This is a genomic window from Oceanobacillus sp. AG, assembly GCF_009746545.1.
Lineage (GTDB): Bacteria > Bacillota > Bacilli > Bacillales > Amphibacillaceae > Oceanobacillus > Oceanobacillus indicireducens.
The window spans coordinates 47,862-74,012 of record NZ_WOWT01000013.1; the positions used below are offsets into that span (position 1 = coordinate 47,862).

Annotated in this window: 26 protein-coding genes and 2 other annotated features; of the genes, 3 read left to right on the forward strand and 23 right to left on the reverse strand. The window is 40.7% G+C overall.

Features of this window, described 5'->3' with window-relative positions; all coding sequences use genetic code 11:
* Window positions 1-20: 20 nt before the first annotated feature.
* From obgE to GN217_RS08735, 15 genes are all read right to left on the reverse strand, one after another.
* Window positions 21-1,301 carry a GTPase ObgE gene (gene obgE, locus GN217_RS08665; RefSeq protein ID WP_156856285.1) on the reverse strand — a complete coding sequence of 427 codons (1,281 nt, stop codon included), beginning with the start codon at window positions 1,299-1,301 and terminating at the stop codon, window positions 21-23.
* Window positions 1,302-1,312: 11 nt separating this feature from the next.
* A complete protein-coding gene (locus tag GN217_RS08670) occupies window positions 1,313-1,825 on the reverse strand; it encodes a Spo0B domain-containing protein (protein WP_198042616.1) in 513 nt (170 codons plus the stop codon).
* 341 nt (window positions 1,826-2,166) lie between these two features.
* Window positions 2,167-2,457, reverse strand: a complete 291-nt coding sequence (gene rpmA / locus GN217_RS08675) for a 50S ribosomal protein L27 (RefSeq protein WP_156856287.1) — start codon at window positions 2,455-2,457, stop codon at window positions 2,167-2,169.
* A 13-nt stretch (window positions 2,458-2,470) separates the two neighbouring features.
* Entirely contained in the window at window positions 2,471-2,800 is a 330-nt protein-coding gene (locus tag GN217_RS08680; RefSeq protein ID WP_156856288.1) for a ribosomal-processing cysteine protease Prp, read from the reverse strand.
* 12 nt (window positions 2,801-2,812) lie between these two features.
* The gene (gene rplU / locus GN217_RS08685) at window positions 2,813-3,121 is read right to left on the reverse strand and encodes a 50S ribosomal protein L21 (RefSeq protein ID WP_156856289.1); all 309 of its coding nucleotides are present in this window, start codon (window positions 3,119-3,121) and stop codon (window positions 2,813-2,815) included.
* Between the two features lie 14 nt (window positions 3,122-3,135).
* Window positions 3,136-3,212, reverse strand: a sequence feature (ribosomal protein L21 leader region).
* Window positions 3,213-3,272: 60 nt separating this feature from the next.
* Window positions 3,273-4,124: a M50 family metallopeptidase gene (locus GN217_RS08690; RefSeq protein ID WP_156856342.1), complete on the reverse strand. Its 852-nt coding sequence runs from the start codon at window positions 4,122-4,124 to the stop codon at window positions 3,273-3,275.
* A complete protein-coding gene (locus GN217_RS08695) occupies window positions 4,111-4,872 on the reverse strand; it encodes a M23 family metallopeptidase (RefSeq protein WP_156856290.1) in 762 nt (253 codons plus the stop codon). Before GN217_RS08695 ends, GN217_RS08690 begins: the two co-directional genes overlap by 14 nt.
* Before the next feature lie 540 nt (window positions 4,873-5,412).
* A complete protein-coding gene (minD, locus tag GN217_RS08700; RefSeq protein ID WP_156856291.1) occupies window positions 5,413-6,213 on the reverse strand; it encodes a septum site-determining protein MinD in 801 nt (266 codons plus the stop codon).
* On the reverse strand, window positions 6,206-6,892 hold the full coding sequence (minC, locus tag GN217_RS08705) for a septum site-determining protein MinC (RefSeq protein ID WP_156856292.1): 687 nt from the start codon (window positions 6,890-6,892) through the stop codon (window positions 6,206-6,208). The genes minD and minC overlap by 8 nt, the downstream gene beginning before the upstream one ends.
* 44 nt (window positions 6,893-6,936) lie before the next feature.
* The gene (gene mreD / locus GN217_RS08710) at window positions 6,937-7,470 is read right to left on the reverse strand and encodes a rod shape-determining protein MreD (RefSeq protein ID WP_156856293.1); all 534 of its coding nucleotides are present in this window, start codon (window positions 7,468-7,470) and stop codon (window positions 6,937-6,939) included.
* Complete coding sequence (gene mreC, locus GN217_RS08715; protein WP_156856294.1) at window positions 7,467-8,369, reverse strand: rod shape-determining protein MreC; 903 nt, start codon at window positions 8,367-8,369, stop codon at window positions 7,467-7,469. Before mreC ends, mreD begins: the two co-directional genes overlap by 4 nt.
* 12 nt (window positions 8,370-8,381) lie before the next feature.
* Window positions 8,382-9,419, reverse strand: a complete 1,038-nt coding sequence (locus GN217_RS08720; protein WP_156856295.1) for a rod shape-determining protein — start codon at window positions 9,417-9,419, stop codon at window positions 8,382-8,384.
* A gap of 199 nt (window positions 9,420-9,618) precedes the next feature.
* Window positions 9,619-10,299: a RadC family protein gene (gene radC / locus GN217_RS08725; protein ID WP_156856296.1), complete on the reverse strand. Its 681-nt coding sequence runs from the start codon at window positions 10,297-10,299 to the stop codon at window positions 9,619-9,621.
* Between the two features lie 166 nt (window positions 10,300-10,465).
* Complete coding sequence (locus GN217_RS08730; RefSeq protein WP_156856297.1) at window positions 10,466-11,221, reverse strand: SPOR domain-containing protein; 756 nt, start codon at window positions 11,219-11,221, stop codon at window positions 10,466-10,468.
* A gap of 93 nt (window positions 11,222-11,314) precedes the next feature.
* Window positions 11,315-12,478 (reverse strand): bifunctional folylpolyglutamate synthase/dihydrofolate synthase, encoded by a 1,164-nt coding sequence (locus GN217_RS08735; protein ID WP_232334382.1) that lies wholly within the window; start codon window positions 12,476-12,478, stop codon window positions 11,315-11,317.
* Window positions 12,479-12,594: 116 nt separating this feature from the next.
* On the opposite strand from GN217_RS08735, the gene GN217_RS08740 reads away from it, so the two are divergent.
* Window positions 12,595-13,476, forward strand: a complete 882-nt coding sequence (locus GN217_RS08740) for an ATP-grasp domain-containing protein (protein ID WP_156856299.1) — start codon at window positions 12,595-12,597, stop codon at window positions 13,474-13,476.
* A gap of 59 nt (window positions 13,477-13,535) precedes the next feature.
* Here GN217_RS08740 and GN217_RS08745 read toward each other — a convergent pair whose 3' ends face one another.
* Entirely contained in the window at window positions 13,536-16,178 is a 2,643-nt protein-coding gene (locus tag GN217_RS08745; RefSeq protein ID WP_156856300.1) for a valine--tRNA ligase, read from the reverse strand.
* A gap of 53 nt (window positions 16,179-16,231) precedes the next feature.
* Window positions 16,232-16,456, reverse strand: a binding site (T-box leader).
* A 124-nt stretch (window positions 16,457-16,580) separates the two neighbouring features.
* Here GN217_RS08745 and GN217_RS08750 point away from each other — a divergent pair.
* The gene (locus tag GN217_RS08750; protein ID WP_156856301.1) at window positions 16,581-16,769 is read left to right on the forward strand and encodes a hypothetical protein; all 189 of its coding nucleotides are present in this window, start codon (window positions 16,581-16,583) and stop codon (window positions 16,767-16,769) included.
* Here the strand turns inward: GN217_RS08750 and GN217_RS08755 are convergent.
* The 7 genes from GN217_RS08755 to hemA all read right to left on the reverse strand — a co-directional run bounded on the left by GN217_RS08755 (window position 16,766) and on the right by hemA (window position 24,339).
* Window positions 16,766-17,755, reverse strand: coding sequence for a protein kinase family protein (locus GN217_RS08755; RefSeq protein ID WP_156856302.1), 990 nt, complete (start codon window positions 17,753-17,755; stop codon window positions 16,766-16,768). The two genes, GN217_RS08750 and GN217_RS08755, sit on opposite strands and share 4 nt — an antisense overlap.
* 64 nt (window positions 17,756-17,819) lie before the next feature.
* The gene (locus GN217_RS08760) at window positions 17,820-18,770 is read right to left on the reverse strand and encodes a LysM peptidoglycan-binding domain-containing protein (RefSeq protein WP_198042617.1); all 951 of its coding nucleotides are present in this window, start codon (window positions 18,768-18,770) and stop codon (window positions 17,820-17,822) included.
* A gap of 179 nt (window positions 18,771-18,949) precedes the next feature.
* Window positions 18,950-20,239 (reverse strand): glutamate-1-semialdehyde 2,1-aminomutase, encoded by a 1,290-nt coding sequence (hemL, locus tag GN217_RS08765; protein ID WP_156856304.1) that lies wholly within the window; start codon window positions 20,237-20,239, stop codon window positions 18,950-18,952.
* A gap of 14 nt (window positions 20,240-20,253) precedes the next feature.
* Entirely contained in the window at window positions 20,254-21,255 is a 1,002-nt protein-coding gene (gene hemB, locus GN217_RS08770; RefSeq protein WP_232334379.1) for a porphobilinogen synthase, read from the reverse strand.
* A 3-nt stretch (window positions 21,256-21,258) separates the two neighbouring features.
* A complete protein-coding gene (locus GN217_RS08775; RefSeq protein WP_156856305.1) occupies window positions 21,259-22,002 on the reverse strand; it encodes a uroporphyrinogen-III synthase in 744 nt (247 codons plus the stop codon).
* The gene (gene hemC / locus GN217_RS08780) at window positions 22,002-22,928 is read right to left on the reverse strand and encodes a hydroxymethylbilane synthase (protein ID WP_156856306.1); all 927 of its coding nucleotides are present in this window, start codon (window positions 22,926-22,928) and stop codon (window positions 22,002-22,004) included. Before hemC ends, GN217_RS08775 begins: the two co-directional genes overlap by 1 nt.
* A gap of 37 nt (window positions 22,929-22,965) precedes the next feature.
* Window positions 22,966-24,339: a glutamyl-tRNA reductase gene (gene hemA / locus GN217_RS08785; RefSeq protein WP_156856307.1), complete on the reverse strand. Its 1,374-nt coding sequence runs from the start codon at window positions 24,337-24,339 to the stop codon at window positions 22,966-22,968.
* 886 nt (window positions 24,340-25,225) lie between these two features.
* Between hemA and def the strand changes: the two genes are divergently transcribed.
* Window positions 25,226-25,777, forward strand: coding sequence for a peptide deformylase (gene def, locus GN217_RS08790; RefSeq protein WP_156856308.1), 552 nt, complete (start codon window positions 25,226-25,228; stop codon window positions 25,775-25,777).
* The last annotated feature ends 374 nt before the right edge of the window (window positions 25,778-26,151 follow it).

Here is a 26,151-nt window from a genome sequence, read left to right on the forward strand (position 1 = left end):
TGGTCCCCCCCAAAACAAATCTATTCTATAAATTCAAATTCCAAATCAAGCAAATGGATCGTGTCTCCGTCCTTTGCTCCCCGTTCTCTAAGCGCATTATCTACACCCATTCCTCTTAACTGACGGGCGAAGCGCTGCTGCGATTCCTCGCGAGTAAAATCAGTCATTTTAAATAATCGTTCCAATTTTTCCCCGTGAAGAACGAAAGAACCATCCGGGTTACGTGTAATATGAAAATCATCCGCTTTTTTATGATGACGATAGACAACCGTTTCATCTCTCTCAGTCTTATCAGGTTCTCTCTTCGGAATTTTATCAAGTCCGTCAGCAATTTCATAAATTAGCTCTTTCAAACCTTGTTTTGTGATTGCTGAAACCTCGAAAATACGTATATCTTCCCCTAGCTTCTCCTTGAAGTCGACAAGATTTTCCTGTGCTTCCGGCATCTCCATTTTATTCGCTACAATTATCTGAGGCAAATTCTTAAGCCGTTCGTTATAAGACGCAAGCTCTTCATTAATCGTAACATAATCCTCATAGGGATCACGCCCGTCTAATGCAGCCATATCAATGACATGAACGATGAGCCTTGTCCGCTCGACATGACGGAGGAATTGAAAACCGAGACCTACTCCTTCGCTCGCTCCTTCAATTAAACCTGGCAAATCTGCCATAACAAAACTGCGACCATCTCCTGTATCGACTACTCCTAAATTCGGGGCCAAAGTTGTAAAATGGTAATCGGCAATTTTAGGTTTTGCTGCACTTACGACAGATAGCAGTGTTGATTTACCAACACTCGGGAAACCAACTAGTCCAACATCCGCAATTACTTTAAGTTCAATACGGATATTTTTCTCCTCACCAGGTTCCCCGTTTTCTGCAATTTCCGGTGCGGGGTTTTTGGGACTCGCAAAGCGAACATTCCCTCGTCCGCCTCTTCCACCCTTGACAATGACGGCCCGTTGTTTATGTTCGGTTAAATCTGCAATTACTTCTTCTGTTTCTTCATCAATAACAACCGTTCCAGGCGGCACACTTAAGACAAGGGCTTCAGCATTTTTTCCATGCATTGATTTACTCATTCCGTTTTCGCCGCGTTTTGCTTTAAAGTGACGATTATAACGGAAATCCATCAGTGTGTTCAAACCTTCATCAACTTCAAAAATTACATCTGCTCCATTACCGCCATCACCGCCGGCTGGTCCTCCCATTGGAACAAATTTTTCCCTGCGGAAGGCAACGAGACCATTTCCACCGTCTCCTGCTTTCACATATACTTTAGCCTGATCGACGAACATACTATCACCTCTTAACTTGCAAACACGTCAAAGCTATAGATCCGTTTTTCCGGTGTTTGTTTTATGTAAATATCTTCTGAAGGGGGAATATTATCTTCCGCACTTCTCTCTTTCAAATCGATGGAAACATTTATAGTACAGCCATTTTCATTTTCTGTAAAATCCACGTAAATGGTATAAACGTTTACGTCATCGGCTCTTTGTTCTATATCTTGAATAATTTGATCCAGTTTCTCTTTAATATACAGATCTGCATCTGTTAATTTTATATCATCAATTCGGATCGAATAATCAAGCTTAAATTGATTGTACTTCATCCTGAATTCCAAAAACCAGATAACAACATGAGGGATATTCAGATTCAGTAATGTCCTTTCCTTATGGAAAAATGCGAAGAGTTTATTCAGATTGTCGTCCACTTTTTCCATCTTACCTAATTTAACATATCCCTGAATAATCTGCAGATCGTTCAGCAAATCATGACGATACGATTGAATGATACTTACTACCTCTTTTGCTTCCATAAGTGTACCTCCCATTGATATAGAAAGTATAGCAGAAACGAATGAATACTTCATCAAATTTAATAAAGACGGGAAAGGATAAAAGCACGAGGTCTTTCTTGTTGCAACACTTGGAACTGGGATTACTCGCCCCACCGAAATGATCGCACTAGCACATTCAGTAGTGTCACAGCAACGTACTAACTGGAGGGCGCTTTATCTCGCATTAACGGTCTGTAATACCCCCTCCTCTAAACATGAGGGAAACCCAATATGTGGAGGTTGGAATTTTAATTTATAGGCTCCTATGTGAGTAGCAAAAAACTCCAGCCGAAATTTGGCTGGAGTTCGCTATTTATCTTTTATGCTTCTTGAGCTTCCGGATAAACACTTACTTTCTTACGGTCGCGACCATAGCGTTCGAACTTAACAACACCATCCACTTTTGCAAATAGTGTATCATCTGAACCAAGGCCAACGTTATCACCCGGGTAAACTTTTGTACCGCGTTGACGGTATAGAATGGAACCACCTGTTACAAACTGGCCATCCGCACGTTTTGCGCCTAGACGTTTTGAATGTGAATCACGTCCGTTACGAGTACTACCTGCACCTTTTTTCTGAGCAAAGAACTGTAAATCTAAACGTAGCATATCGTGCACCTCCTTATGTTTCCTGAATTTGTATAAATTCACCGTATTCCATTTCAATGGATTTTAAGGAAACAAGCATTCCTTCAAGAAGAAGTTGTGCTTTTTCCAATTCGTTTTCAATATAGAGGGAAGGGAAAGTGATTTTTAAATAACCACCTTCTCCTCCCTGCTTAACGTCAATATCCGTATCAGTTAATTCGAAGACTGCGTTTACTGCCCCAATCGACACTCCGGAAACAGCCGCGCAGACGAGGTCATAGCCATATGGTCCACTTTCAGCATGTCCAGAAAGTTCAATGGAGTGCAATAAATCTTTCTTACGTTCAACAGTTATTTGAATCACTTGAACCGACCTTTAAGCATTGATTTTTTCAATTACTACTTTTGTGTAAGGCTGTCTATGCCCTTGTGTACGATGGTAGTTCTTTCTACGTTTGTATTTGAATACTCTAATTTTCTTTTGACGGCCTTGCTTTTCAACTTTAGCTGTTACGTTCGCACCGTCAACATATGGAGCTCCGACCTTTACGTCATCTCCACCAACGAAGAGTACTTTGTCAAATGTTACCGTTTCGTTTGGCTCTGCAGAAATTTTTTCAACATAAATTTCTTGACCTTCTTGAACTTTAACTTGCTTACCACCTGTTTCGATAATTGCGTACATGAATCCGCACCTCCTTAATCACTAAGACTCGCCATACAGGTACTCTCACTCATAAAAGTTTAAAACCTGTTCTGAGCGGTTGTAGCACTGGTGCTACGTTGTATAACGTATTGATATTACCATATTTAAAGCAGTTGTGTCAAGTTTCCATTTAGAATAAATCTTTTATTCGTTTCGTATATTGTTTTTCACGGAAATAGGCATGTAAACAGTCTGTTTCATCGATTCGCTTAACGGATCTTTCATTAGCTGGAATAATGATCAAATGTCTTCTTTCTCTTTTGAAATGATTAAATACGTCCATCAATGTTAAATTACCCGGCAAATATAACGGTTCAATTTTTTTAACAGTCTCGTTCCCTCTGTATCTTACCATAAGAAAACGCATGAATACATAGAATCGGCGTTTCCATTCTAATCTGTTTTCAAGAAATAGAAAAATCATGATTGCGGTAAAGGTCAACGTAAATGGGTAAAAAATTATATAACCTATCGAAAGAAAAGCACACAAACTCAAAGATAATAAAAAAATGGCATCCAATGCTTTCCGAAAAGGAAGGATGACCGATAATAAATAAAAAAGAATTTTTCCGCCGTCAAGTGGCCAAATTGGCAATAAATTAAATAAAAGTATAACCGTATTATACCATATCGCTGTTTGGAATAGCGGTTCTGAAATCAACTCGAGATAAAACAGCGCATGAAGGACAAGGTAGATTGGAATATGCTGAATTGGTCCTGCCAACGTAACGATTAATTCTTCTTTCACCCGACGATTTCCATGTTCCTCCGTCTCCATTACTCCACCAAACACCCAGAGCATCACTCTTTTTACCCGCCATTTGAAAAATTTCGCCGCTAAATAATGCCCCATTTCATGAATAAACACAATTGCAAAGATAATCATCATTTCCATGAAAGTACCAGTCAGTAAAGAAATGCCGATAAATAATATTAGAACTGGATGAATGTGAAGGGGGGGAAGTAGGTTACGAGCCATCATCAACCACTATTACCTTGACCGGATCTAGAAATGTATTATCTTTTTCCAGAGAAAAATAAACTGCATCAGCACTTTCCGTAGGTGCGAATGTACCAATTCGCTCGTTTGCCGTTACGTATTGATATAGATGCACATCAATATCCGTTAAATTACCATAACTAGAATTCGTCCCATCAGCATGTTGGACGACAATTGTTCGACCTGTGTCCGGATATTTCCCTGCAAATACAACAACTCCTTCGTGATGAGCAACGATATCCGTTTCTTTACCTGGAGATATCTTTACACCTGTTCCATTCGTTTGGAAGGTTTCAATTATATCTCCTGTTACCGGCATAACCGCTTCCTGGTGTTCCTCTGGCAGATCCACAGATTGCGGGGAGAATGCTAATGGACTGCCGAATACATCCCGGTACCAACTGTTTACTTTAGCGAATGGGAAGTCATTACGTAATAATTGATTGGCCATTTCCTGAGGTTTTGTAAGTAAGGTGTGGTTGGTAGTCATTAAAAGAGCGACAGAAAAGAATAGAATTCCCGACAGAATACCTTTCATCATCAGGCCGGTTACAAGGTCTTTACCTGCTTTCTTTTTAAAAACATAGTTGTTAATTTCTGGTGGATATCCGTGTTTTTCTTCTGGTTGGTGAAAGATTCCACTGTCTTGTTCCATTCCTTTTTTTGGTACGCTCCGTTCTTTTTTACGTTGTTCTATTGCTTTTCGAACTTTTCTTATATCCCTACTCATTCCATTCACCGTCTTTCCTGCTATTTCCTTATCAATATATGAAAGCTCGTCCGGAGTTATGAATGATTTATAGTTGATGCCTATCGACGGACAGGAGGCTCTAATGCCGGCATTGGTCACACAGGACGTGATCGTACTTAGCCGGCCTCCCGCAGGAGTTTCTGTTCATTTTAATTTGTTTTGGATGAATAGCCCGCGGAAAGTGTACTGTATTTCTGGTGCGACGGGATTAACCTCCGATATATAGAAGTTGCAGATTCAAATAAGAAACCAAAAAGAGGCTGGGACATAACTATTCTAATATGAATTAAATCCGAACAAAACTGCTAACTAGCTCCGGGAATATACGGAGACTCCAGCAGGAGGAAAGGCATCGGTGAGACCCCGCAGGGCGGCAGCCCGAGGAGGCTCACCAGCCGCCTGCGGAAAGCGTAGTATATTCCCGGAGCGGTTGTTGATGCTCTTTCTTATCATTTGTTCGGATTTATAACCATACTAAGAAGTTATGTCCCAGCCTCTTTGATTAATATTATTATAGTTTTATGAGCGCATGCCGATGAATTTTTTGAAGCGTTGGAAGATGCCTTTATCTTCTTCTAAAGATTGTAGCGGAACATTTTCTCCAAGGATTCTTCTTGCAATATTTCGATAAGCAATGGAAGCTTTAGAGTTGGGGTTTAAAGCAACAGGCTCGCCATTATTAGAAGCTTTAATGACTTCCTCATCATCGATCACAATACCTATTAAATCAATCGCCAATAACTGGACGATCTCATCCACTTCCATAATGTCGCCACTTTGCATCATATGATTCCGGATCCGGTTGATAATAAGACGAGGAGATTCCGTCATTTCTTCCTGTTCCAAGAGGCCTATGATGCGATCAGCATCACGCACGCTTGATTTCTCGGGATTCGTTACGACAATAGCCCGATCCGCTCCCGCAATAGCATTTTGAAATCCCTGCTCAATTCCTGCAGGGCAATCAATAATTATATAATCATATTCTTGCTTCAATTCAGCAACGATTTTTTTCATACCTTCAACGGTAACCGCAGATTTATCACTGGTTTGTGCAGCTGGGAGAAGAACCAAAGAGTCGAAGCGTTTATCGCGAATCAATGCTTGATTTAACCGGCAGCGTTCCTCAACGACATCCACAATGTCATAGATAATCCGATTTTCAAGTCCCATAATCACATCAAGATTTCTTAAGCCTATATCTGTATCCACCAGACAGACTTTTTTCTCCATTAAAGCTAATGCTGTACCTATATTAGCGGTCGTTGTTGTTTTTCCTACGCCACCTTTACCAGAAGTAATTACAATAGCTTCACCCATTTTGCATTCTCCTTTCGAATCCGCTTATTTCATTTCGTTTCCGTGAAAGAAGCTTTAACGAATCAATGATGATTTTATCTTCATTTTCATCAATTATGCCACACTCCATATAGACACCATCTGCTTCATAGTCTGGTGCGCGGCTAATATAGTCAGCAATCCGCAACTGAGTCGGCTTCATATAAGATGCTGCAATAAATGCACTGCGATCACCTTTATAACCAGCATGGGCAATCCCGAATAAATTACCTAAAACATAAATATTACCAGTGGCCATAACCTTACCACCCGGATTTACATCACCAATAAGCAAGAGATCGCCAGTTACTTTTAAGACTTGTCCAGAACGAATAATCCGGTGGATCGTCTTAATTTCACTCTCCTCTTTCCAGCGCAGCGCTTCATCACGGTGAACAACATTTGTTTCAATTGCTGTTACTTTAAAATGATTTTCCCCTTCAATCATATCCCGTAACTTATACTGCTTTTCTTCGTCTACAAAACGATTGCCAGATTGTACTTTCACAGAAACAACCGGTTCATTTTTATTTTGTTGAGTCGATTGTAATTTATCTTTTAATTCGACAAGGGCTTCTTCAAAAGGCACTTCATCATCAATCATTAATGTAAGGCCTTCCCTGTTCCCTTTTATCGTGATTATTGGTTTCTTTTCATGCAAATTTCGTCACCTCTTCCAAAAAAGCCCTAAATATCCTCCACTTTTTAATTTCCGTGATCCAATTGTTCCTCACTCCAGCGAACAATTCGTTTTTTAAGTAAAGGAAAGAGAAGTAGTAAAAATAACAGATTAGCAAGTATTGTCGGCAGTAATCTTCTAAGTAAATAATCCGACCAAATCATATCTGTCACACCAATAACGGTATACATCAAGTAAATTAAGCCATCAGCAAGTGCAATTGCCGTAACACATAGTAGAAGCAAGACGTAAAAATTACGATGCAATATTTTCTGGAGACCGTGTACAGCGTAGATTGCGATCCCATAGGAAAACATATAAACACCAAGAACACCTGCATAGACAACATCAATTAATAGCCCAAACATAAAGGCATATACAATGGAATAATATGTATCTTCCACATCGTAGTAAACAGCAATGTAAACAAGAAAAGCTAGAACCCAGTGAGCGATAATTAAATAATCACTTAATGCTATTTCTTTTGGTAGAAGGTTGATTGCCAAACCCTCAATAATTACAAGAACAAGTAGAATGAGTGGTAAGTAGGCCTTTTTCATTCTTCATTGTCCTCCTCTTCTCCATCATCTGCCTCACTAGATTCATCAACTTGGTCAACTGCACGGTCAAGTACGATGACATGATTAATATCATACATATCGGAAGACGGCTCAACAAGAGCAATCTGGGTTAAACCGTATTGATCTGATGTCACTTCCTTTACTGTACCAATCGGAACTCCCGCTGGAAATACGCCCCCCATACCAGAAGATACGACAAGGTCATCTTCCTCTATGTCTTGCTCCGATTCTTCAATGATGCGGAAGAGTAATGAATTCGTCTCCTCATCAAACCCTTCGATCATACCGAATATATTGCGTCCCTTATCACGGGAAACCATTGCAGATATCCGATTAAATTGATCAAATCCGGTTAACAATTTTACTCTAGCAGTATGCTCATTGGCTGACTGAACCTTTCCAATCATCCCATCTGCCGTCATAACTAACATATTTGCTTTGACACCGTGATTTTTACCTTTATTGATTGTTACCTGTTCAAGCCATCTTTCGGGAGAGCGGGCAATAACGATTGCCTGAATTGCCTCATGACTGCGAATTGAATCAGATTCCATCAAATCGAGCACATCACGTAATTCTTCATTTTCTTTATTAACTTCCTGAACTTCGTAAATGAGTGAGCGGTACTGGCTAAGTTGTTCTTTCAGTACCTGATTTTCTTCATATGTGTTGCGGAAATCTTTAATATTTGTAAAGACATCTGTTGTAAAATTGACTGGTGTGTGGATCACATATTGCACCCAGCCAATCGCATCGTTTATAAATTCTTCTGCAAAGGTAACATTTATCCGGTCTTTGAAGGTGTAACCAACAAGCACGACGAGTAAGATAAAACCAATCAGAAAGATAAAAAGTCGTTTATTCCTAAAAAAACGCATGAAAACACCTACTTAATTATTTGAAGATAGAGTTGAAACATTTGTATTTCGGAAATGCTGGATATAGTCAATTGACTTCCCTGTTCCTACTGCCACGCTTTCTAGTGGCTCATCCGCAATGAAAACCGGTATTTTCGTTTCATCACTTATTACTTGGTCTATATTTTTGAGCATCGCGCCACCGCCTGTCAGTACAATACCGCGATCCATAATATCTGCAGCAAGTTCTGGCGGTGTTTTTTCAAGTGTGTTCTTCACTGCTTCAACAATTGCATCCACTGTTTCATTTAAAGCAGAAGATACTTCTTTCGCAGTTACTGAAATTGTTTTCGGCAGGCCAGTCAGCAAATCTCTTCCTCTAATATCCAATTCGCTGTCTTCGGTTACTTCTCCTGCCGTTCCAATATCTAATTTCATTGACTCCGCTGAACGTTCTCCAATTAACAAGCTATATTCTTTGCGGATATAATTAATAATCGCATCATCCATATTATCACCGGCTACACGGATTGAACGGCTTGTAACAACGCCGCCAAGGGAGATTACCGCAACTTCTGTTGTTCCCCCGCCAATATCGACTATCATACTGCCTGTAGGCTCCCAAACAGGAAGACCAGCACCGATAGCAGCAGCAAATGGTTCTGAGATCGCAAACGCCTCGCGGGCGCCAGCTTGTTTAGTCGCATCAATTACCGCACGTTCTTCCACCATCGTAATTCCAGAAGGAACACAAATCATCACATTCGGTTTCTTTGCAAAAATGGAACGACCACGCATTGCCTTCTTAATATAATAATTCATCATCGCTGCCGTCGTGTCATAATCCGCAATAACCCCATCTTTCATCGGCCGAATAACTGTTATGTTTCCTGGCGTACGACCAATCATATTTCTTGCATGACTTCCAACCGCTTCGATATTACCTGTTTCCAAATTTTTGGCAACAACGGACGGCTCCCGCACAACTACTCCTTTACCTTTAACGAACACCAATGTATTTGCAGTACCTAAATCGATACCAAAATCCTGCGAAAAACTAAACTTTGCCAATCCAATCTCCCTCTCCGTTCACGAATTTCTTATATGTAGTTAACTATATCTATTTCTTAAACCTGTTGCAAACATTCATTTTAGCCTTTTTCAAGATTAAGAAGCGCCACTTTCAATTGTTAGCAGAAAAATGGCGCTTGATAAAACAATTCCTATAATATTATACGAAATAAATGATAAAATAGATAGTCTTATATTGTTACAGATACCCTTTTTCCTTCAATGACACAAATTTACGATTTCCAATGATTAAATGATCGAGTACTTCTATTCCCATTATTTTCCCAGCCTCGACTAAGCGTCTCGTCACATGGATATCTTCTTGAGATGGTGAGGGATCCCCTGAAGGATGATTGTGTGTCAGAATTATCGAAGCAGCTGAACGCTTTGCGGCTTCACGGAAGACCTCGCGCGGGTGGACAATCGAAGCATTGAGGCTTCCGACAAAAATGGTTTGCCTGTGAATAACGTGGTTCTTGGTGTCCAGGAACAGAACGACGAAATGTTCCTGCTTCAATAAGCGCATCTCTTCCATGACATAATTTGCTCCGTCGTCGGGTGAACGGATCACGTATTTATCATCCGGATTATACTGACTCATTCTTTTTCCAAGTTCAATTGCAGCAAGGATCTGCACTCCTTTTGCATGACCGATTCCTTTAATCGCTGTCAATTCTTCAAATGTGGCATCGTGTAATAATTTTAACCCTTCAAAATGCATAAGGACCCGATTGGCGAGCATCGTGACAGACTCTAGTTTCGTGCCGCTACCGAGTAGGATTGCTAAGATTTCCTGATTGGTCAGATGACTTGCCCCAAGTCGAATAGCACGCTCCCTCGGTCTATCCTCTTTCGGTACATCTTTAATCATGATTTGCATTCCTACAACCTCCTTTCTTGCTCTCACTTTACGAACTTCGCAAGGAAAACTCAACTTCCCGTATCCCTTTTTTATAGACTGTTTTCCAAGTGAAAATGCAAAAACCACCCGAGGATATTCTCCTTATCAGGTGGTGTTATCTGTTGATAATTCTAAAACAGACAAGTTATAAATTATCATAAGCTTGCATGACTTGGAGAAGATAAACTTCAATATTTTCTGTCTGTTCACCCAAAATTTCAACGAGATTCCCTAATTCATCTTCTTTTGGTGCTTGTTCCAAATGGTTCACGAGGGGAGTGTTTTCTTTGGCAGTTAATGCTTCCTCCCATACTTGCCCTAGCTGATTGACCCATTCAGACGCACCTTCTGTTAGATTCAGCTCTTTTTCATTCGTTTGCCACTCTTTGACGAACACATCGAATCCTTCACCTTGTAACTCCACGGCTCTTTGTTTAGCTTGTTCCTCCGTATGGAAAATCCCAATCAATAAAAAGTATTGACCGTCTCGCTCCCAAATGAATGCTGGTTCCCCTGCTGACATATAGGATTGCTGCCATTCCTCTGCATTTGCTTTTTCCTCAAATAGACCAGCTTGGAGAACGTAAGCAGCAAGTGTCGGCAATTGTTGCTCCGCTTTTACTTGATTGTCCGTTTCTTGGGCGGTGACTGCTGTAGAGGGACTCGGATCCTCACCCGTCTGCTCATTTTCGATACCGGTAAATAAATTGATAATAAATATTCCTAACACTGTACCAATCACACCGGCTGATAGAATGGTCAGGAAAACAGGTGCAAGCCAACTCTTATCCTTTACTTTTTTTGGATGATAATGGACAGGTGTAAACTCATTTTCTACTTTCTTCTTTACTGCGCTGCCATCCTCAATAAACCGATCATCCGTATATTTATTATCTGACATCTCGTCACTCCCTGCTAGAATTCCTTTGCATCACTCTACCATATTCAGAATGAAAAACTAGAAGAAATTTGTCAGGTGAATTGTAAAAGTTTTCTACAACTTTTTACGTTGATTCAATAAATAGTGACGTATCTCTGTTATAAAATGAAGCGAGCCGGTAATAAAATATACGCTATCACTTTGTAAAGTACGTTTGAGAACTGCTTGATAGTCAGATTCTATTTGGTCGACCGAGGTACTTCCTTGTAATTCATCAAGGTTCCATGCCCGCGGATGATCGAAGGAAGTGAGGGTGACATGATCAAATTGTTCTGTTAGTAAGTGCAGCATCTCTTCCGTTGCCTTATCACGAAACATGGCAACAATCACATGCTTGTCCGCATCTGGGAATAATGCATTGGCAGTCTGAACAAAAGCCTTTATCCCGTCCGGGTTATGGGCGGCATCAAGGATAATCACTGGATTACTTTGAATCTGTTCAAACCGGCCGGGAAGCGTCGTCTTTTCCATCTGGTGAATCCCTTTTTCTACATCCATTTCAAAGCCATTTCCCTTTAAAATAAGGACCGCTTGAATCGCAAGACTGACATTATCAAGCTGGTGTTCACCTTTCATTTGCAGGTTAAGCTGGCTGCGATTAAAATCGATCCCAAGCCTATAATAGGGAGCGTGTTTTTGCCGGGCCTCTTCTTTAATTACAGCAAAAGCTTCCTCACTCACATTACCAATGATAACTGGTATCGCTTTTTTAATAATTCCAGCCTTGTGCCAAGCAATTTCCTCCTCACTTCCGCCTAAATAATCCGTGTGGTCAAGAGCAATCGATGTAATAATCGACAGAATCGGCTGCAAGACGTTCGTTGTGTCGAATCGCCCACCCATTCCCGTCTCAATCAGAACAATTTCTCCATTTTCCGCAAAAAAAGAAAACGCCAGAGCAGTAAGTATTTCAAACTCTGTCGGTGCAAGATCCGCCTTATCCATTTCCCTAATATGTGGGAAAAGGCGATTCATCCATTCAAGCAATGCTTGTTCAGATAGTTGTTGATCGTTTAGAAAAATGTGGCCTCCTAAGCCCGTGAAGCTCGGTGATGTAAAAACCCCAACCTCATAACCATTTGCCATCAGGGCGGCTTTAATAAAATGCAATGTTGATCCTTTACCGTTCGTACCAGCAATGTGAATCGCTTTGAAATGTTTTTCTGGATTATCTAAACGCTTGAGCAATCCAGTAATCCGTTCAAGACCTGGTTTCATCCCCAATTTTTTTCGTTCATTGAAAAACACTTCCACCTCTTGTATAGTAGAAAACATGATAACACCGCTTTCCTCGATTAATCGTAAGTTAATTATAGCAGAAAGGAAAATGAAAGTTGAAACGAACCGGATGGATCATCTATAACGGCAACTTGCCAGGAAATAAATTTCTTGATTTCGCGGAAATGATTCAAACAGCTGCAAGGGCATTAAATAGTAAGGCTGAAATCATTAAAAATAATGATTTACTAAGTCTGCTTACAACCTCTAGTCTTGGTTTATTACCAGAAATCCCCCTTCCTGATTATGTAGTGTTTACAGATAAGGATATTTATTTAGCGAAGCAATTGGAATACCTTGGTGTTCCTGTATTTAATCAGGCAAAAGCGATTGCTGTAAGTGATGATAAAATTGCAACGTATCAAAAACTCGCCAAATTACAGCTGCCAATTCCGAAAACAATTATCGCTCCAAAAATCTTCCACACAGGGAGTTTGGACGAAGGGATTATAAACAAGGCGATTAAAGAACTCGGATTTCCTCTCGTAATGAAAGAAGCATTCGGTTCCTTCGGTGAGCAAGTATATCTTGTTAAAAATAAACAGGAACTCGATAAAAAACTCCAGTTAATCGGCAATAAGCCATTTGTCTTCCAGGAATTTGTCCACACCAGTTATGGAGTGGATATTCGTTTGCAAGTTGTGGGTGACAAAGTCGTCGCTGGAATGAAAAGGAAGTCTGCAGGTGATTTCCGGGCTAATGTTACGGCAGGAGGTCGAATGGAAGCTTACACACCATCACAAGAAGAAGAGGAACTGGCAGTGAAGGCGGCGAAAGCAATCGACGCTGATTTTGCCGGAGTCGATTTACTGTATGGTGATGGGAATCAGCCAATCGTATGTGAAATAAACTCCAATGCACATATCCGGAATTTATATGAATGTACTGGCATCAATGCTGCAGATTATATGGTGGAATATATTTTAAATAAATTATAATGGGGAGCAAAAAACAGCTGGGGTTCAATGAGTTGAACTTCCAGCTGCTTCTTTTTTTCCTAGCCTTTTAATTCTTCCAGTCTTGCTTTTACTTTTGCTTGTTTTTCCAAGTAATCTCTTTCCTTCTGTCTTTCCGATTCAACTAGAGCTTCTGGAGCTTTGTTCACAAAGCCTTCATTAGATAATTTCTTCTTAACTCTATCTACTTCTTGAGTCCATTTATCCAATTCCTTTTCCAGACGTTCCAATTCTTTATCAATATCGATTAGACCTTCCAGCGGCAGGAAAATCTCTGCTCCTGTCACAACGGCTGTCATTGCTTTATCTGGAACTTGTAGCTTAGCGGCAATTTCTAATTTTTCCGTATTACAGAAACGCTCTACATATGGACGATTTCGCTCAAGTTCAGAGACAATTTGTTCGTTCTCCGCCTCAATTAGCATATTGATCTTCTTCGACATTGGTGTATCAACTTCAGCTCGGATATTACGAACTGACTTGATGATAGCCATGAGACGGGACATTTCTTTAACAGCCAGTTCATCATGGAATTCCTGTTTCACTTGTGGCCAGCTGGCAATTGTAATGGATTCTCCAGCATGTGGCAATTGCTGCCAAATTTCTTCTGTTATGAATGGCATAAACGGGTGCAACAAACGCATCGTCTGGTCAAGCACATAAGCTAATACAGATTGCGTCGTTTTCTTTTTGGCGGCATCATCACTATAAAGCGGCAGTTTCGCCATTTCAATATACCAGTCACAGAACTCATCCCAAATAAAGTTATATAACTGTCGACCCGCTTCCCCAAATTCATATTTATCCGTATTCTTCGTTACTTGATCAATCGTCTCGTTCAATCTTGTCAGGATCCATTTATCAGCAACTGAAAGATCTCCAGACAAATCAATATCTTCATAGTTGAAATCCTCTAAATTCATTAAGACAAATCGGGAAGCGTTCCAGATTTTATTCGCGAAATTCCAAGTCGATTCAACCTTTTCCCAGTGGAATCGTAAATCCTGTCCAGGCGTTGAGCCAGTTAACAAGAAGTAACGAAGGGAGTCTGCCCCGTATTTATCGATAACATCCATCGGGTCAACACCATTACCAAGAGATTTACTCATTTTCCTTCCTTCTGCATCACGGATTAATCCATGGATGAGCACATCTTCAAATGGCTTTTCCCCTGTAAATTCCTTCGACTGGAAAATCATCCGTGCTACCCAGAAAAAGATGATGTCGTAGCCAGTTACGAGTGCTTGAGTCGGGAAGTAACGTTTGTAATCAGCCGCTTCTGTATCCGGCCAGCCCATCGTAGAGAACGGCCAAAGGGCGGAGGAGAACCATGTATCAAGTACATCTTCATCCTGTTCCCAATTCTCATGATCACGAGGGGCTTCTCTTCCTACATAGATTTCTCCTGTTTCTTTATGGTACCAGGCCGGAATCCGGTGGCCCCACCACAACTGTCGCGAAATTACCCAATCACGAATGTTTTCCATCCAGTGGAGGTACGTCCGTTCGAATCTTTCTGGGAAGAAATTGACTTTATCGTCACTGTCTTGTAGCGCAACTGCAGCATCAGCAAGTGGCTTCATTTTTACGAACCATTGGGTCGATAGATACGGTTCAACAACTGCGCCGCTTCGTTCCGAGTGGCCAACCTGGTGGACCCTTTCCTCAATCTTCAGAAGGGCACCGATTTCTTCTAGATCTTTTACAATCTGTTCACGGCATTCAAACCGGTCCATACCTTCATATTTACCAGCGTTTTCATTCATCGTGCCGTCTTCATTCATAACAAGAACTCTTTCCAAGTTATGACGATTACCAATCTCAAAGTCATTCGGATCATGGGCCGGTGTTATTTTTACCGCACCAGAACCTAGTTCCATATCAACATAATCATCTGCAACGATTTCGATTTCTCTACCGACAAGTGGCAAAATTACCGTTTTCCCAATAAGATGTTGGTACCTTTCATCATCCGGATGAACAGCTACCGCCGTATCTCCAAGCATCGTTTCCGGACGTGTTGTAGCAATCTCGATAAACTCATCACTATCTTTGATTGGATATTTAAAGTGGTAAAATTTCCCTTCGACCTCTTCATGAATTACTTCAATATCGGAGAGAGCTGTTTTTGTTTGCGGATCCCAGTTGATAATGTATTCGCCACGGTAGATGAGTCCTTTCTCATAAAGCTTGACGAAAACCTCTTTAACCGCATCGGACAATCCTTCATCAAGCGTAAATCGTTCTCGCGAGTAATCAACACTTAAGCCAAGCTTTTCCCATTGTGAACGGATGAAAGAAGCATACTCTTCCTTCCATTCCCAAGATTTCTCAAGGAACTTTTCCCGTCCAAGCTCATAACGGTTCGTTCCCATCTTTTTCAATTCACCTTCAACTTTTGCCTGGGTTGCAATTCCTGCATGGTCCATCCCTGGAAGCCAGAGAACATCATATCCTTGCATTCGCTTCATACGGATAATCGTGTCTTGCATTGTCGTATCCCAAGCGTGCCCTAGGTGCAGCCTGCCCGTTACGTTTGGCGGCGGAATAACGATAGAATAAGGCTCCTTCTTCGGATCATTCGGGGCTTCAAAGAATTTCCCCTCCAGCCAAAATTGATAACGACCCGCTTCTACTTCATTTGGATTATATTTTGATGGCAATGTTACTTTTTTATCCGACATTACCGATCACCCTCCTTTAGTTTTAACAATTAAAAAACCCTTTCCATCCTTCAAAAAAGGACGAAAAGAGTTAACTTCCGTGGTACCACCTTTGTTTACAAATAAATATTTGTACACTCATCGACAGATATCGGCGCATAGCCGGCGTGCCTCTACTGTAATTCGAAGCAGCTGCATCAAGGGCGACCTTCCAGCACAACCTTCCTAGGAAATTCTCAGCAAATCATTTCCCTTCCTGTAGGCGTTCATCCTGTACTCTTCCCAATCATTTGCATCATTATATTTTAATTACCTTATATTGTATACACTTCACTTAAAAACGTCAACTCTAACCGGAACAAAAACGTGGCCACAACATACGATAAAGCATGGTACTTCATCATTTATAATGAGGTGAATGGTATGGGTCGGTATTATCGTTATCGCCTGCCTCCATGGGCGAGGCAATGCTTGTTCGTTTTAGAAAAAGCGATGGCGCCGTTATTAGTATATCAGCTTCTCCGTACGATTATACTTCCGACAACTTTAGATGTATTTTTACTAGGTGTTTTCGTATTTCTCTATATTGCTTTTTACTTGGAATGGTTTTAATCGTCTTTCCTTGCCCTTTGTTCAAGCATTTCTTGGAAACTCAACCCGAAGATTATTCGGCGATAAATCTGTTCAAGTTCAATAGACAACTGTATATGGGAAATGTTAGTTTCATTGGCTGTATGGTATTGCTCGACTAAGCGTAAATATGCTTCACTGTTCAGCAAATATAGGCAGAGTAAAGCTTGTTCCAGGGAAGTTAACGGATTCTCTTCCATATAGATGGAGAAGTTTTTCAGAAAGTGGCTCTTCAATTGTGACTCATGGATTGCTCCGTAACGGAACAAGTCCACTAAATCAAAGACCGCATGTTTATAACAGGCGCTTTCCCAATTAATAAAATAATGATCAAATATATGTCCGGCTTGTAAATTACCATGATTCAGACTGATTCCCCAACTCGACTCCTCCTCCGCGAGGGAAAGGATTTCATCTACTAGTTGACGGGAGCGGAAAAGGGAGAATCGTATATCACGATAATGGGTTAATACTTGCAGTTCAAAGGGAGATGGATAATGTTTTTGTTCTATGATTTCTATCCACGCAAGTAGCCGAGTTTCATCTTTCGTACAGTTTCCTTGATATGTCTGAAAACGATTCGCCAATTCATCCTTGTTTAATCGGTACAGATTTTTCGTTTGAACATGAATTCTACCGATTTGCCTATAGATGGACTGGATGCGATTTTCACCAATAAATCTAGTATTTGTCTCTATCCAAGGTGTCAGGTAATAAAACTCACCTGCAAACTCAACATACATTTTCCGATTCCGAGTTAAATAAACAGGGATGATTTCATGGAGGTTTTCCTGATTTGCGCGGGTGTAGACGGACACCCAATTTTCTATGGATTGTTTATCTAACCTGCTCCGTTTTAATGCATATTCTTTTCCGCCTGCCTTTACTTTATGCAGCCGGTCCGTAACAGCGACAATTGCCTGAGGATATATATTATAGGCTTTAAGAATTTCAGTTTGTTTCTCCATCCTGATAACCTCCGGAATGCTTAACATAGGAAAACCCCTTGCTTCCATTCACAAGGGGATTATTTCATTTCTTCGGGATATACAGTAACTGTCCCTCGCTAATATCAAAGTCTTCATCAAGTTTATTTTGTTTGATTAACTGTAGCGCACTAACTTGAAATCTTTCCGCGATTGATTCGATCGTATCGTCTTCTTGTGCAATGCAAATTCGCATTTTTACATAGCTTTCTTCCTCTTCATCGCGGAATATGTCTTTTAAATAACTAACATCATTTACAACTTCAGCCGTCTTTCCATCTTCTTCTACTTCCTCTTCTTCCTTCGCACGGATTATCAGTTCATTTTCTTGCACTTCTTCCCATTCCAGTTCCCGTACTTCATTTACATCTATTACCTCTTCCACTTCCGCTTCTTCCTCTTGCTCCAACTCCTCTACTACTTCCTTGATCCTTTCCTCTTCTGCAACAACCTCTTCTCTTTCCACTTCAAATGTGAATGAGTCTGGTTCTTCGTCCTCTTCCGACTCTACTTTCCTTTCCTCTGTTTCTCGTTCTTGCCATAAATCGACTTCCGCTTTAATTCCTTGAATTTCCGCTACTGCAGTAAGCTGTAATTTTGAATTTGCCGGTAATTCATAATCAAAGTTAATAATTTCTATTCTAATATCATCCATGTTCTCAATCCGGTATTCCGGAACGGAAATATCTACAGGAAAACGATGATAAAATTCAGCCATATTATCTTCTTTACACTCTACTTTTTCCACAAACCTTCTCGCATCCAAATCATCAAGCTCATTTAGTGCAGGGTGATCTGTTTCGTCTATCCGTTGTTCATCGCGCATATATTCTCCCCGCAGTTCAATCTCGCCCCGGATGGACACGTACGTATCATATGGTTGAATCGTTATTTCCGGATTAAGTGAAACGCCTATTAATTCGAGTACTTCATCGCCTCGGTCAAAATATAATGTTTCTTGTAATTCAAATTGAAAATTTTGATTAGCAGAAGACAAAATAACTCCTCCCTTCTCCATTGCCTATACAGTTAAACCCTGTGTATACACTATCTATATGAATGGGGAAAAGGAGATATGCATGAAAAAAACCTGATACAGCTGGAGGAGTAATCCTCGTGTATCAGGTCTTCAAAGGTTATGACTTAATTTTCGAACCAAAAAACCAAAGTGAGTTATTATTTAGCTAGATTTGCAAACACCTGGTTCACTGCTTGGATTGTTTTTTCAATGTGTTCCATCGTATGTGCGGTTGAAAGGAATAGCCCTTCAAATTGGGATGGTGGCAGGAAAATTCCTTCTTCAATCATGCCGCGATAATAAGCCGCGAAACGGTCTAAATCAGAAGTTTGTGCTGTTTCAAAGTTGATGACTTCTTCAGCTGTAAAGAATACACCGACCATAGAACCGACACGGTTAATTTGTAATGGAATACCATGTTGCTGGCTAGCTTCCTGGAAACCTGCCTCTAACCTGTCAGCTAATCTCCCGAGCTCTTCATACGCCGCTTCGTCCATCGCTTTTAATGTTTCGTAACCCGCTGTCATTGCTAGAGGGTTTCCGGATAATGTTCCCGCTTGATAGATCGAACCTTGAGGTGCGATTTGTTCCATAATCTCTCGTTTTCCACCGAATGCACCGACTGGAAGCCCTCCACCGATAACTTTCCCGAGACAAGTAAGGTCCGGTATTACATCATAATAACCTTGTGCACAATTATAACCAACACGAAAGCCTGTCATGACCTCATCAAAAATAAGTAATGCACCATGCTTTGTAGTAAGTTCACGCAAGTTTTGTAAGAAGTTATTTCTTGGTGGAACGACTCCCATGTTACCACAGACAGGCTCGGTAATGACCGCAGCAATCTGGTCGCCGTACTGTTCGAATGCAAGTTGAACACTTTCATAATCATTATATGGAACTGTAATTGTGTTACTTGCAGTCGAAGCCGGCACCCCTGGGCTATCCGGGAGACCGAGTGTTGCTACACCGGAACCAGCTTTAATTAATAAGGAATCACCATGGCCATGATAGCTTCCTACAAATTTCACAATAATATCTCTGCCGGTATATCCTCGGGCAAGCCTAATTGCACTCATCGTCGCTTCAGTACCCGAATTTACCATCCGAACCATTTCGATGGAAGGCACTCGTTCTTTTACTAGTGCAGCCAATTTATTTTCCATTTCAGTTGGTGCACCGAAACTCGTTCCTTTATCAACTACTTCTTTCAATTTAGTTGTTACCCGCTCATCGGCATGACCTAAAATAAGCGGTCCCCAACTTAACACATAATCAATATATTCATTTCCATCAATATCCATAATTGTCGCACCTTTTCCCTCTTCCATAAAGATTGGCGACATGCCGACTGATTTAAAAGCGCGAACGGGTGAGTTCACACCACCAGGCATTAAGTCAACTGCTTCTTTATATGCATCAATGGATTTTGAAAAGTCTTTCATCGTTCGTTCCTCCTTCATGAATTACGTAAAACTGCTGCAATATCTTTTGCAAAATAAGTTAATATAATTTCTGCTCCTGCACGTTTCATGGAAGTTAGCATTTCAATCACAAGTTGTTGCTCATCAATCCAGCCATTCTGTGCGGCAGCTTTTACCATTGCATATTCTCCGCTCACATTATAAGCAACAACGGGAAGGTCAAATTCATTTCTGATGTCACGGATGACGTCGAGATAGGATAACGCTGGTTTGACCATAAGAAAATCTGCCCCTTCTTCAACGTCTGACCGAGCTTCCCTGATTGCCTCCAGACGATTTGCCGAATCCATCTGGTATGTCTTCCGGTCACCGAACTGTGGAGCACTATCGGCCGCATCGCGGAAAGGTCCGTAGAAGGCTGAAGCATATTTAACTGCGTATGACATAATCGGAATGTGGGTAAACCCTGCCTCGTCCAGTGCTTTTCTTATAACTGCGACAAAGCCGTCCATCATATTAGATGGTGCAATAATATCCGCCCCTGCCTCAGCTTGAGATACAGCTGTTTTTGCAAGCAATTTTAATGACTCGTCATTATCTACATCATTGCCATGAATCACGCCGCAATGACCGTGGTCTGTATATTCACAGAGACATGTATCAGCAACAACGAGCAACTCAGGATACTTCTCTTTTACTAGCTTGGTAGCTTGCTGCACAATTCCGTCTTCTGCATACGCCCCGGAACCAACCTCGTCTTTACCTGTAACGACACCGAAGAACATAAGTGCACGTATACCTAATTCATACGCTTCTGTTACCTCTTCCATTAAGCGGTCCAGTGAGAATTGGTAAACAGAAGGCATCGATGGCACTTCATTCTTAATATTTTCCCCTTCGATGACAAATATCGGATAAATAAAATCTTCAACATGAAGATGTGTTTCACGCACCATCGCCCGCATGGATGCACTACTCCGTAAGCGACGATGTCTTTTAAATTGATTATTCATTCTCAAATCTAACATTCCTTCCATCAATTAATCTTGAATCATTGCTTCGAGCATTCCTTCAATCGTAAATGTTTTTGCAGTGATCAACTGGTTGAAACCTGCCGCACTTGCCGCCTTTTCCGTTGTTGTACCGATACAGACACAAGGAACCGAAACAGGTTCTCCATATAAGTCAATAAATGCGTTCACTGTTGAAGGGCTTGTAAAGGTGAGATAATCAAAGGCATTCTTCTGTATCACTTCATTCAATCGTTCTTTTATACCTTCATTTATCATTGTCTCATATACTTCTATCGAATCGAAAGTAATGCCTCTTTCCATAAACTTTTTCGGTAAAATATCCAAGGAACGACTACCTCGCACTAATAAAATCTGTTCTCTATTTTGGTAAATCGGCAAGAAAATCGCTGCCAAAGATTCTGCATCATATGTATCAGGCACGAGATCAGCTGTATAGCCGAATCGTTGTAGTGCCAAATCTGTTTTATGACCAACCGCAGCGATTTTTACTTGCTCCCCAAAATGGACACCATTTTTATCGTATGCAGCAAAAAAGCAATTCACGCCATTTGCACTCGTGAAAATAATCCAATCATAGCTTTTCAGACGATTGAAAACATCCTGCTCATTGCTTGCTGTTATACTATTTATCCGAAGAAGCGGGATTTCAATCGGTATGCCTCCGAGTTCTCGTATTTTTTCCGAGAAACTTTTCGCTTGACCGGCTTCCCTTGTCACGATAATACGTTTCCCCTTTAAGTCACCGGACATTACTCCTGCTCCTCTTTCGCATTTTGAACGATTTCTTTTGCTCCTTGATTAATAAGCAAGTCCGCAGCTTCTGTTCCAACTTCAACCGGGTTTTTTCCTTTTACTACTTCCTTCAAAATTGTTTTACCATCAGGGGTTCCGACCAACGCTGTCATTACAAGTTCATCCTCCTTGTAATAGGCATGACCGCCAATCGGCACTTGACAACCACCTTCAAGCAAGTCTAAAAATGTCCGTTCTGCTGTGACCGTTTCCGTTGTCTCCTCATCATTGATTAAGGAGAGGATTTCTCTTATTTCCTCATCGTCTTCCCGGCACTCAATCGCAAGAGCTCCTTGTCCGACTGCTGGTACACAAACTTCAGGATCAAGGTATTCTGTAACTATCGATAAGTCCATACCAACTCGTTTAATGCCAGAGACTGCAAGAATAATTGCATCATAATCTTCTTCTTTAAGCTTTCTAAGGCGGGTTTCAATATTGCCGCGAATCCATTTTATTTCAAGATCTGGGCGCGCGGCAAGGATTTGCGTGCTACGGCGTAAACTGCTGGTACCAACAATTGCTCCCGCTGGTAATTCGTTCAGTTTCAGATCATTTTTTGAAATGAAAGCATCTCGATAATCCTCCCGAACTGGAATCGAGCCAATTATTAAGCCTTCCGGAAGTACAGCAGGCATATCTTTCATACTATGAACTGCAAAGTCGATACGCTTATCATAAAGGGCTTGCTCAATTTCTTTTACAAATAAGCCTTTACCGCCTACTTTTGATAACATGACATCAAGGATCTGATCGCCTTTTGTAACAATTTCCTCGATGACAAATTCATTTTTCACCCCTGCTTTTTTTAATTGTTCAATAACCCATTTCGTCTGTGTCAAGGCAAGATTACTTCGCCTTGATCCAACAATAATTTTCCGCATGAAAAAACCTCCTAATTGCAAATCCGTTTCCTTGTCTCTATATACTGGAAATCTCTTTAATCCGAGGAAGCGGTGAGTTTTCCGGTCGATTCAATTCTTTCATACTTTCATTTTTTTCCGTTTGCTTTTCGAACTCCTCAACTACTTCTGCTTCAATGCCGAATATATCTACAAAAAGCTGCAGACTTTCTTCCGCATTCTCTGATCCAGCCAATTCTTTTGCCTGAGTAATCGGCTCCTTTAACAATTGATTAATAATACTTTTCGTATGCTTACTCAGAACCTTTTTCTCCCGCTCCGTTAAATCAGGCATTTTCCGTTCAATACTTTTCATCGTTTCCGCTTGAATGCCTAAAGCTTTTTTCCGAAGTGCGGAAATTACCGGGACAACACCTAGCGTGCGGAGCCACTCTTTAAATTCGATAATTTCTTCATGAAGTAACTGCTCCACTTCATTTGCAGCTTTTCTTCTTTCTTCTAAATTCTCATCGACAATATGCTGTAAATCATCAATATCAAATAAATATACTTTATCAAGTTCACCGATTGCAGGATCTATATCCCGAGGAACGGCGATATCAACTAAAAATAAAGCTCTGCCTTCTCTTCTAGAAAGAACTGGTTCGAGCATTTCCTTTGTTAGTACGATATTTTCAGCGGCAGTTGTCGTAAATAAGATGTCAGTCGATTGCAGAACTTCCAGTAGTTTCTCCATTGGTTCTGCTTCCACTTGAAATTTACTTGCCATTGTTTCTGCTTTCGAATACGTCCGGTTTACAATGGTAAGATTCGATGCGCTAGCACCTTGTAAATTTTTCACAGCAAGTTCGGCCATTTCTCCTGCACCGAGAATCGTTATATTTTTATCACGAATTTTTCCTAATTTATTTTTAATCAATTCGACAGCGGTATAACTTATTGATACGGCATGTTCACCGATCGCTGTTTCATGGTGTACCCTCTTTCCAAAGGTGATAACTTGTTTGAACAGTTCATTAAAGATCGTTCCGGTCGCTTTCACTTTCTGTGATGCAAAAAATGCATCCTTCATTTGACCAAGAATCTGTGTTTCCCCTAGCACCATCGAATCTAAACCAGTCGTCACCCGAAACAGATGTTCCAGTGCATCGTCATTTTCGTTAATCTGCAAGTACTCTTCAAATTCAGCTTTGTCAATCCCGAACCAATCAGCTAAAAATGTTTTTATATAGTATCTTCCGGTGTGTAACTGATCAACAACCGCATAAATTTCCGTACGATTACAAGTTGACAATATGACGTTTTCTAAGATGCTTTTTCTTGCTTTTAGCTCAACCATTGCTTCATGTAAAGACTCCTCGGAGAATGTCAGTTTCTCCCTAATTGCAACCGGAGCATTCTTGTAGTTAAATCCAACTTTTAAAATGTGCACGTGTCTTACCTCCAGAAGTAATCAATCATTTTTCCGTAATTGAATTTACATATTCCACTATAAGTATAGTATTATTATATCATAAGGCTTTATCCAGTAATTTTACAGCTTTAGCACAATTACAATTTTGTTACAGTTATAATGTAACAAAACTTTCACAGTCTAAGACCTCAATTTGCTTTCATTCAGCGTAAAAGTATTTTGTGCATTCAATTTTATTGGCGTTCTAATTATCGTTCAGTTGCCCGGCGGACGGATGCGCATCCTAAGGCACGGCCGAAGCCTCGACGCACAGGACGTTAATGTCAGACGTTGCCACAGGACGTGGCGATCTTAGTCTGCCTCGGAAGAAAACCGCTTCCTGCTCAGGTCTGGACTCGTGCTATTCCCGTAGGAGTCACCGTCCGCCGGGCAACTGAACTGGTCTAAAGGATTATTTTAAAAAGAAATTATTCCGTTATGATAAGGATTGTACTTTTGGAATATTAAACAGTAATCCAAATCACGCCTTTCCTCGGAGCAGTCCAGACACCTCGAGACTCCTGCAGGAGGCCGGCTAAGAACGGTCACGTCCTGTGACCAACGCCGGCATTAGAACTTCCTGTTCGTCGAAAGGCATAGGTGAGACCCCGCAGGGCGGTAGCCCGAGGAGGCTCACCAGCCGCTCAGCAGGTGCGAGAGGTGTCTGGACTGCGGACCTCTAGGAGAAGGTTACACTTACGCTGAATGAAACGAGCGGTAGTTCATTGAATTGAATTTTTTGTTGAGCTGGTCTATATTTCTTTAACCACGTTAGTTTTTTATAGATGCGAAAGTTGAGTATTTCAGATATGATAAGATAAAGTAAGGAAACAAATTAATCCAATTAAAGTAAGGAGAAATAGATATGATTACAATGAAGGATATTGTACGAGAAGGTCACCCTTCGTTAACGAAAGTTGCTGAAGCAGTAGAATTGCCATTAACCGAAGATGAAAAGCAGCTTTTAAAAGATATGGTAGCATTTCTTAAAAACAGTCAAGACGACGAAATGGCTGAAAAATATAAATTACGCGCAGGTGTAGGTTTAGCTGCACCACAACTCGGAATTGAAAAACGGATGTTTGCCGTCTATTACGTAGATGAGAAAGGCACAGTTCATGAATATGCGCTTGTTAATCCAAAGATTGTTTCTCATTCCGTTGAAAAAGCATTTCTACCAACAGGAGAAGGATGCTTATCCGTAGACCGGGAAGTAGAAGGGTACGTTCCGCGATATGCACGCATCACGGTCAAAGCATTTGACATGGACAATAATCCAATCAAAATACGGTTAAAAGGTTATCTCGCTATTGTCTTTCAGCACGAGATCGATCACTTAAATGGTATCATGTTTTACGATCATATCAATCAAGAAAACCCGTTCTATATCCCGGAAAATTCAAAACCAGTTGAATAATCGGAAGGTGCCCGGCACCTTCCCTTCCCCAAGAATGTACCTCCCTGGACAGACTCGCATAATATAAAGTATAAATTCCGATGAATGGCAAAAAATAGGATTACTCAAACGGAAGCAGCATAGCATCTTTAGGTAGATGGGGTACCCGTTCATCGTCCACCATTTTGAGGTAAGTTTTCCCACCTATTAAAAAGGGAAAATGTACCTCTAAATAATATTTTTTTCCTTAATCATTTCAAATTTCATTGATTCGTACTATAATGTAGATAAGAGGATTGGATCGGTAAAATGTTTTTGCTGCTTTTCTTAATATCTGAAAGGAGACGTGTGTAAACATGTTAAAGCGCCTTAAAGAAAAGCTCAAGAAACGTTTG

Coding starts and splice junctions, on each gene's coding strand:
- GN217_RS08750 (WP_156856301.1), top strand. CDS start 16,581: ATGGGTCGGTATTATCGTTATCGCCTGCCTCCATGGGCGAGGCAATGC.
- rplU (WP_156856289.1), bottom strand. CDS start 3,121: ATGTACGCAATTATCGAAACAGGTGGTAAGCAAGTTAAAGTTCAAGAA.
- minD (WP_156856291.1), bottom strand. CDS start 6,213: ATGGGTGAAGCTATTGTAATTACTTCTGGTAAAGGTGGCGTAGGAAAA.
- mreC (WP_156856294.1), bottom strand. CDS start 8,369: ATGCGTTTTTTTAGGAATAAACGACTTTTTATCTTTCTGATTGGTTTT.
- mreD (WP_156856293.1), bottom strand. CDS start 7,470: ATGAAAAAGGCCTACTTACCACTCATTCTACTTGTTCTTGTAATTATT.
- GN217_RS08695 (WP_156856290.1), bottom strand. CDS start 4,872: ATGAGTAGGGATATAAGAAAAGTTCGAAAAGCAATAGAACAACGTAAA.
- obgE (WP_156856285.1), bottom strand. CDS start 1,301: ATGTTCGTCGATCAGGCTAAAGTATATGTGAAAGCAGGAGACGGTGGA.
- hemL (WP_156856304.1), bottom strand. CDS start 20,239: ATGAAAGACTTTTCAAAATCCATTGATGCATATAAAGAAGCAGTTGAC.
- GN217_RS08755 (WP_156856302.1), bottom strand. CDS start 17,755: ATGGAGAAACAAACTGAAATTCTTAAAGCCTATAATATATATCCTCAG.
- GN217_RS08775 (WP_156856305.1), bottom strand. CDS start 22,002: ATGTCCGGTGACTTAAAGGGGAAACGTATTATCGTGACAAGGGAAGCC.
- GN217_RS08690 (WP_156856342.1), bottom strand. CDS start 4,124: ATGATGGCTCGTAACCTACTTCCCCCCCTTCACATTCATCCAGTTCTA.
- def (WP_156856308.1), top strand. CDS start 25,226: ATGATTACAATGAAGGATATTGTACGAGAAGGTCACCCTTCGTTAACG.
- hemC (WP_156856306.1), bottom strand. CDS start 22,928: ATGCGGAAAATTATTGTTGGATCAAGGCGAAGTAATCTTGCCTTGACA.
- GN217_RS08730 (WP_156856297.1), bottom strand. CDS start 11,221: ATGTCAGATAATAAATATACGGATGATCGGTTTATTGAGGATGGCAGC.
- hemB (WP_232334379.1), bottom strand. CDS start 21,255: ATGGAAGGAATGTTAGATTTGAGAATGAATAATCAATTTAAAAGACAT.
- GN217_RS08745 (WP_156856300.1), bottom strand. CDS start 16,178: ATGTCGGATAAAAAAGTAACATTGCCATCAAAATATAATCCAAATGAA.
- rpmA (WP_156856287.1), bottom strand. CDS start 2,457: ATGCTACGTTTAGATTTACAGTTCTTTGCTCAGAAAAAAGGTGCAGGT.
- GN217_RS08735 (WP_232334382.1), bottom strand. CDS start 12,478: ATGAAACCAGGTCTTGAACGGATTACTGGATTGCTCAAGCGTTTAGAT.
- GN217_RS08670 (WP_198042616.1), bottom strand. CDS start 1,825: ATGGAAGCAAAAGAGGTAGTAAGTATCATTCAATCGTATCGTCATGAT.
- radC (WP_156856296.1), bottom strand. CDS start 10,299: ATGCAAATCATGATTAAAGATGTACCGAAAGAGGATAGACCGAGGGAG.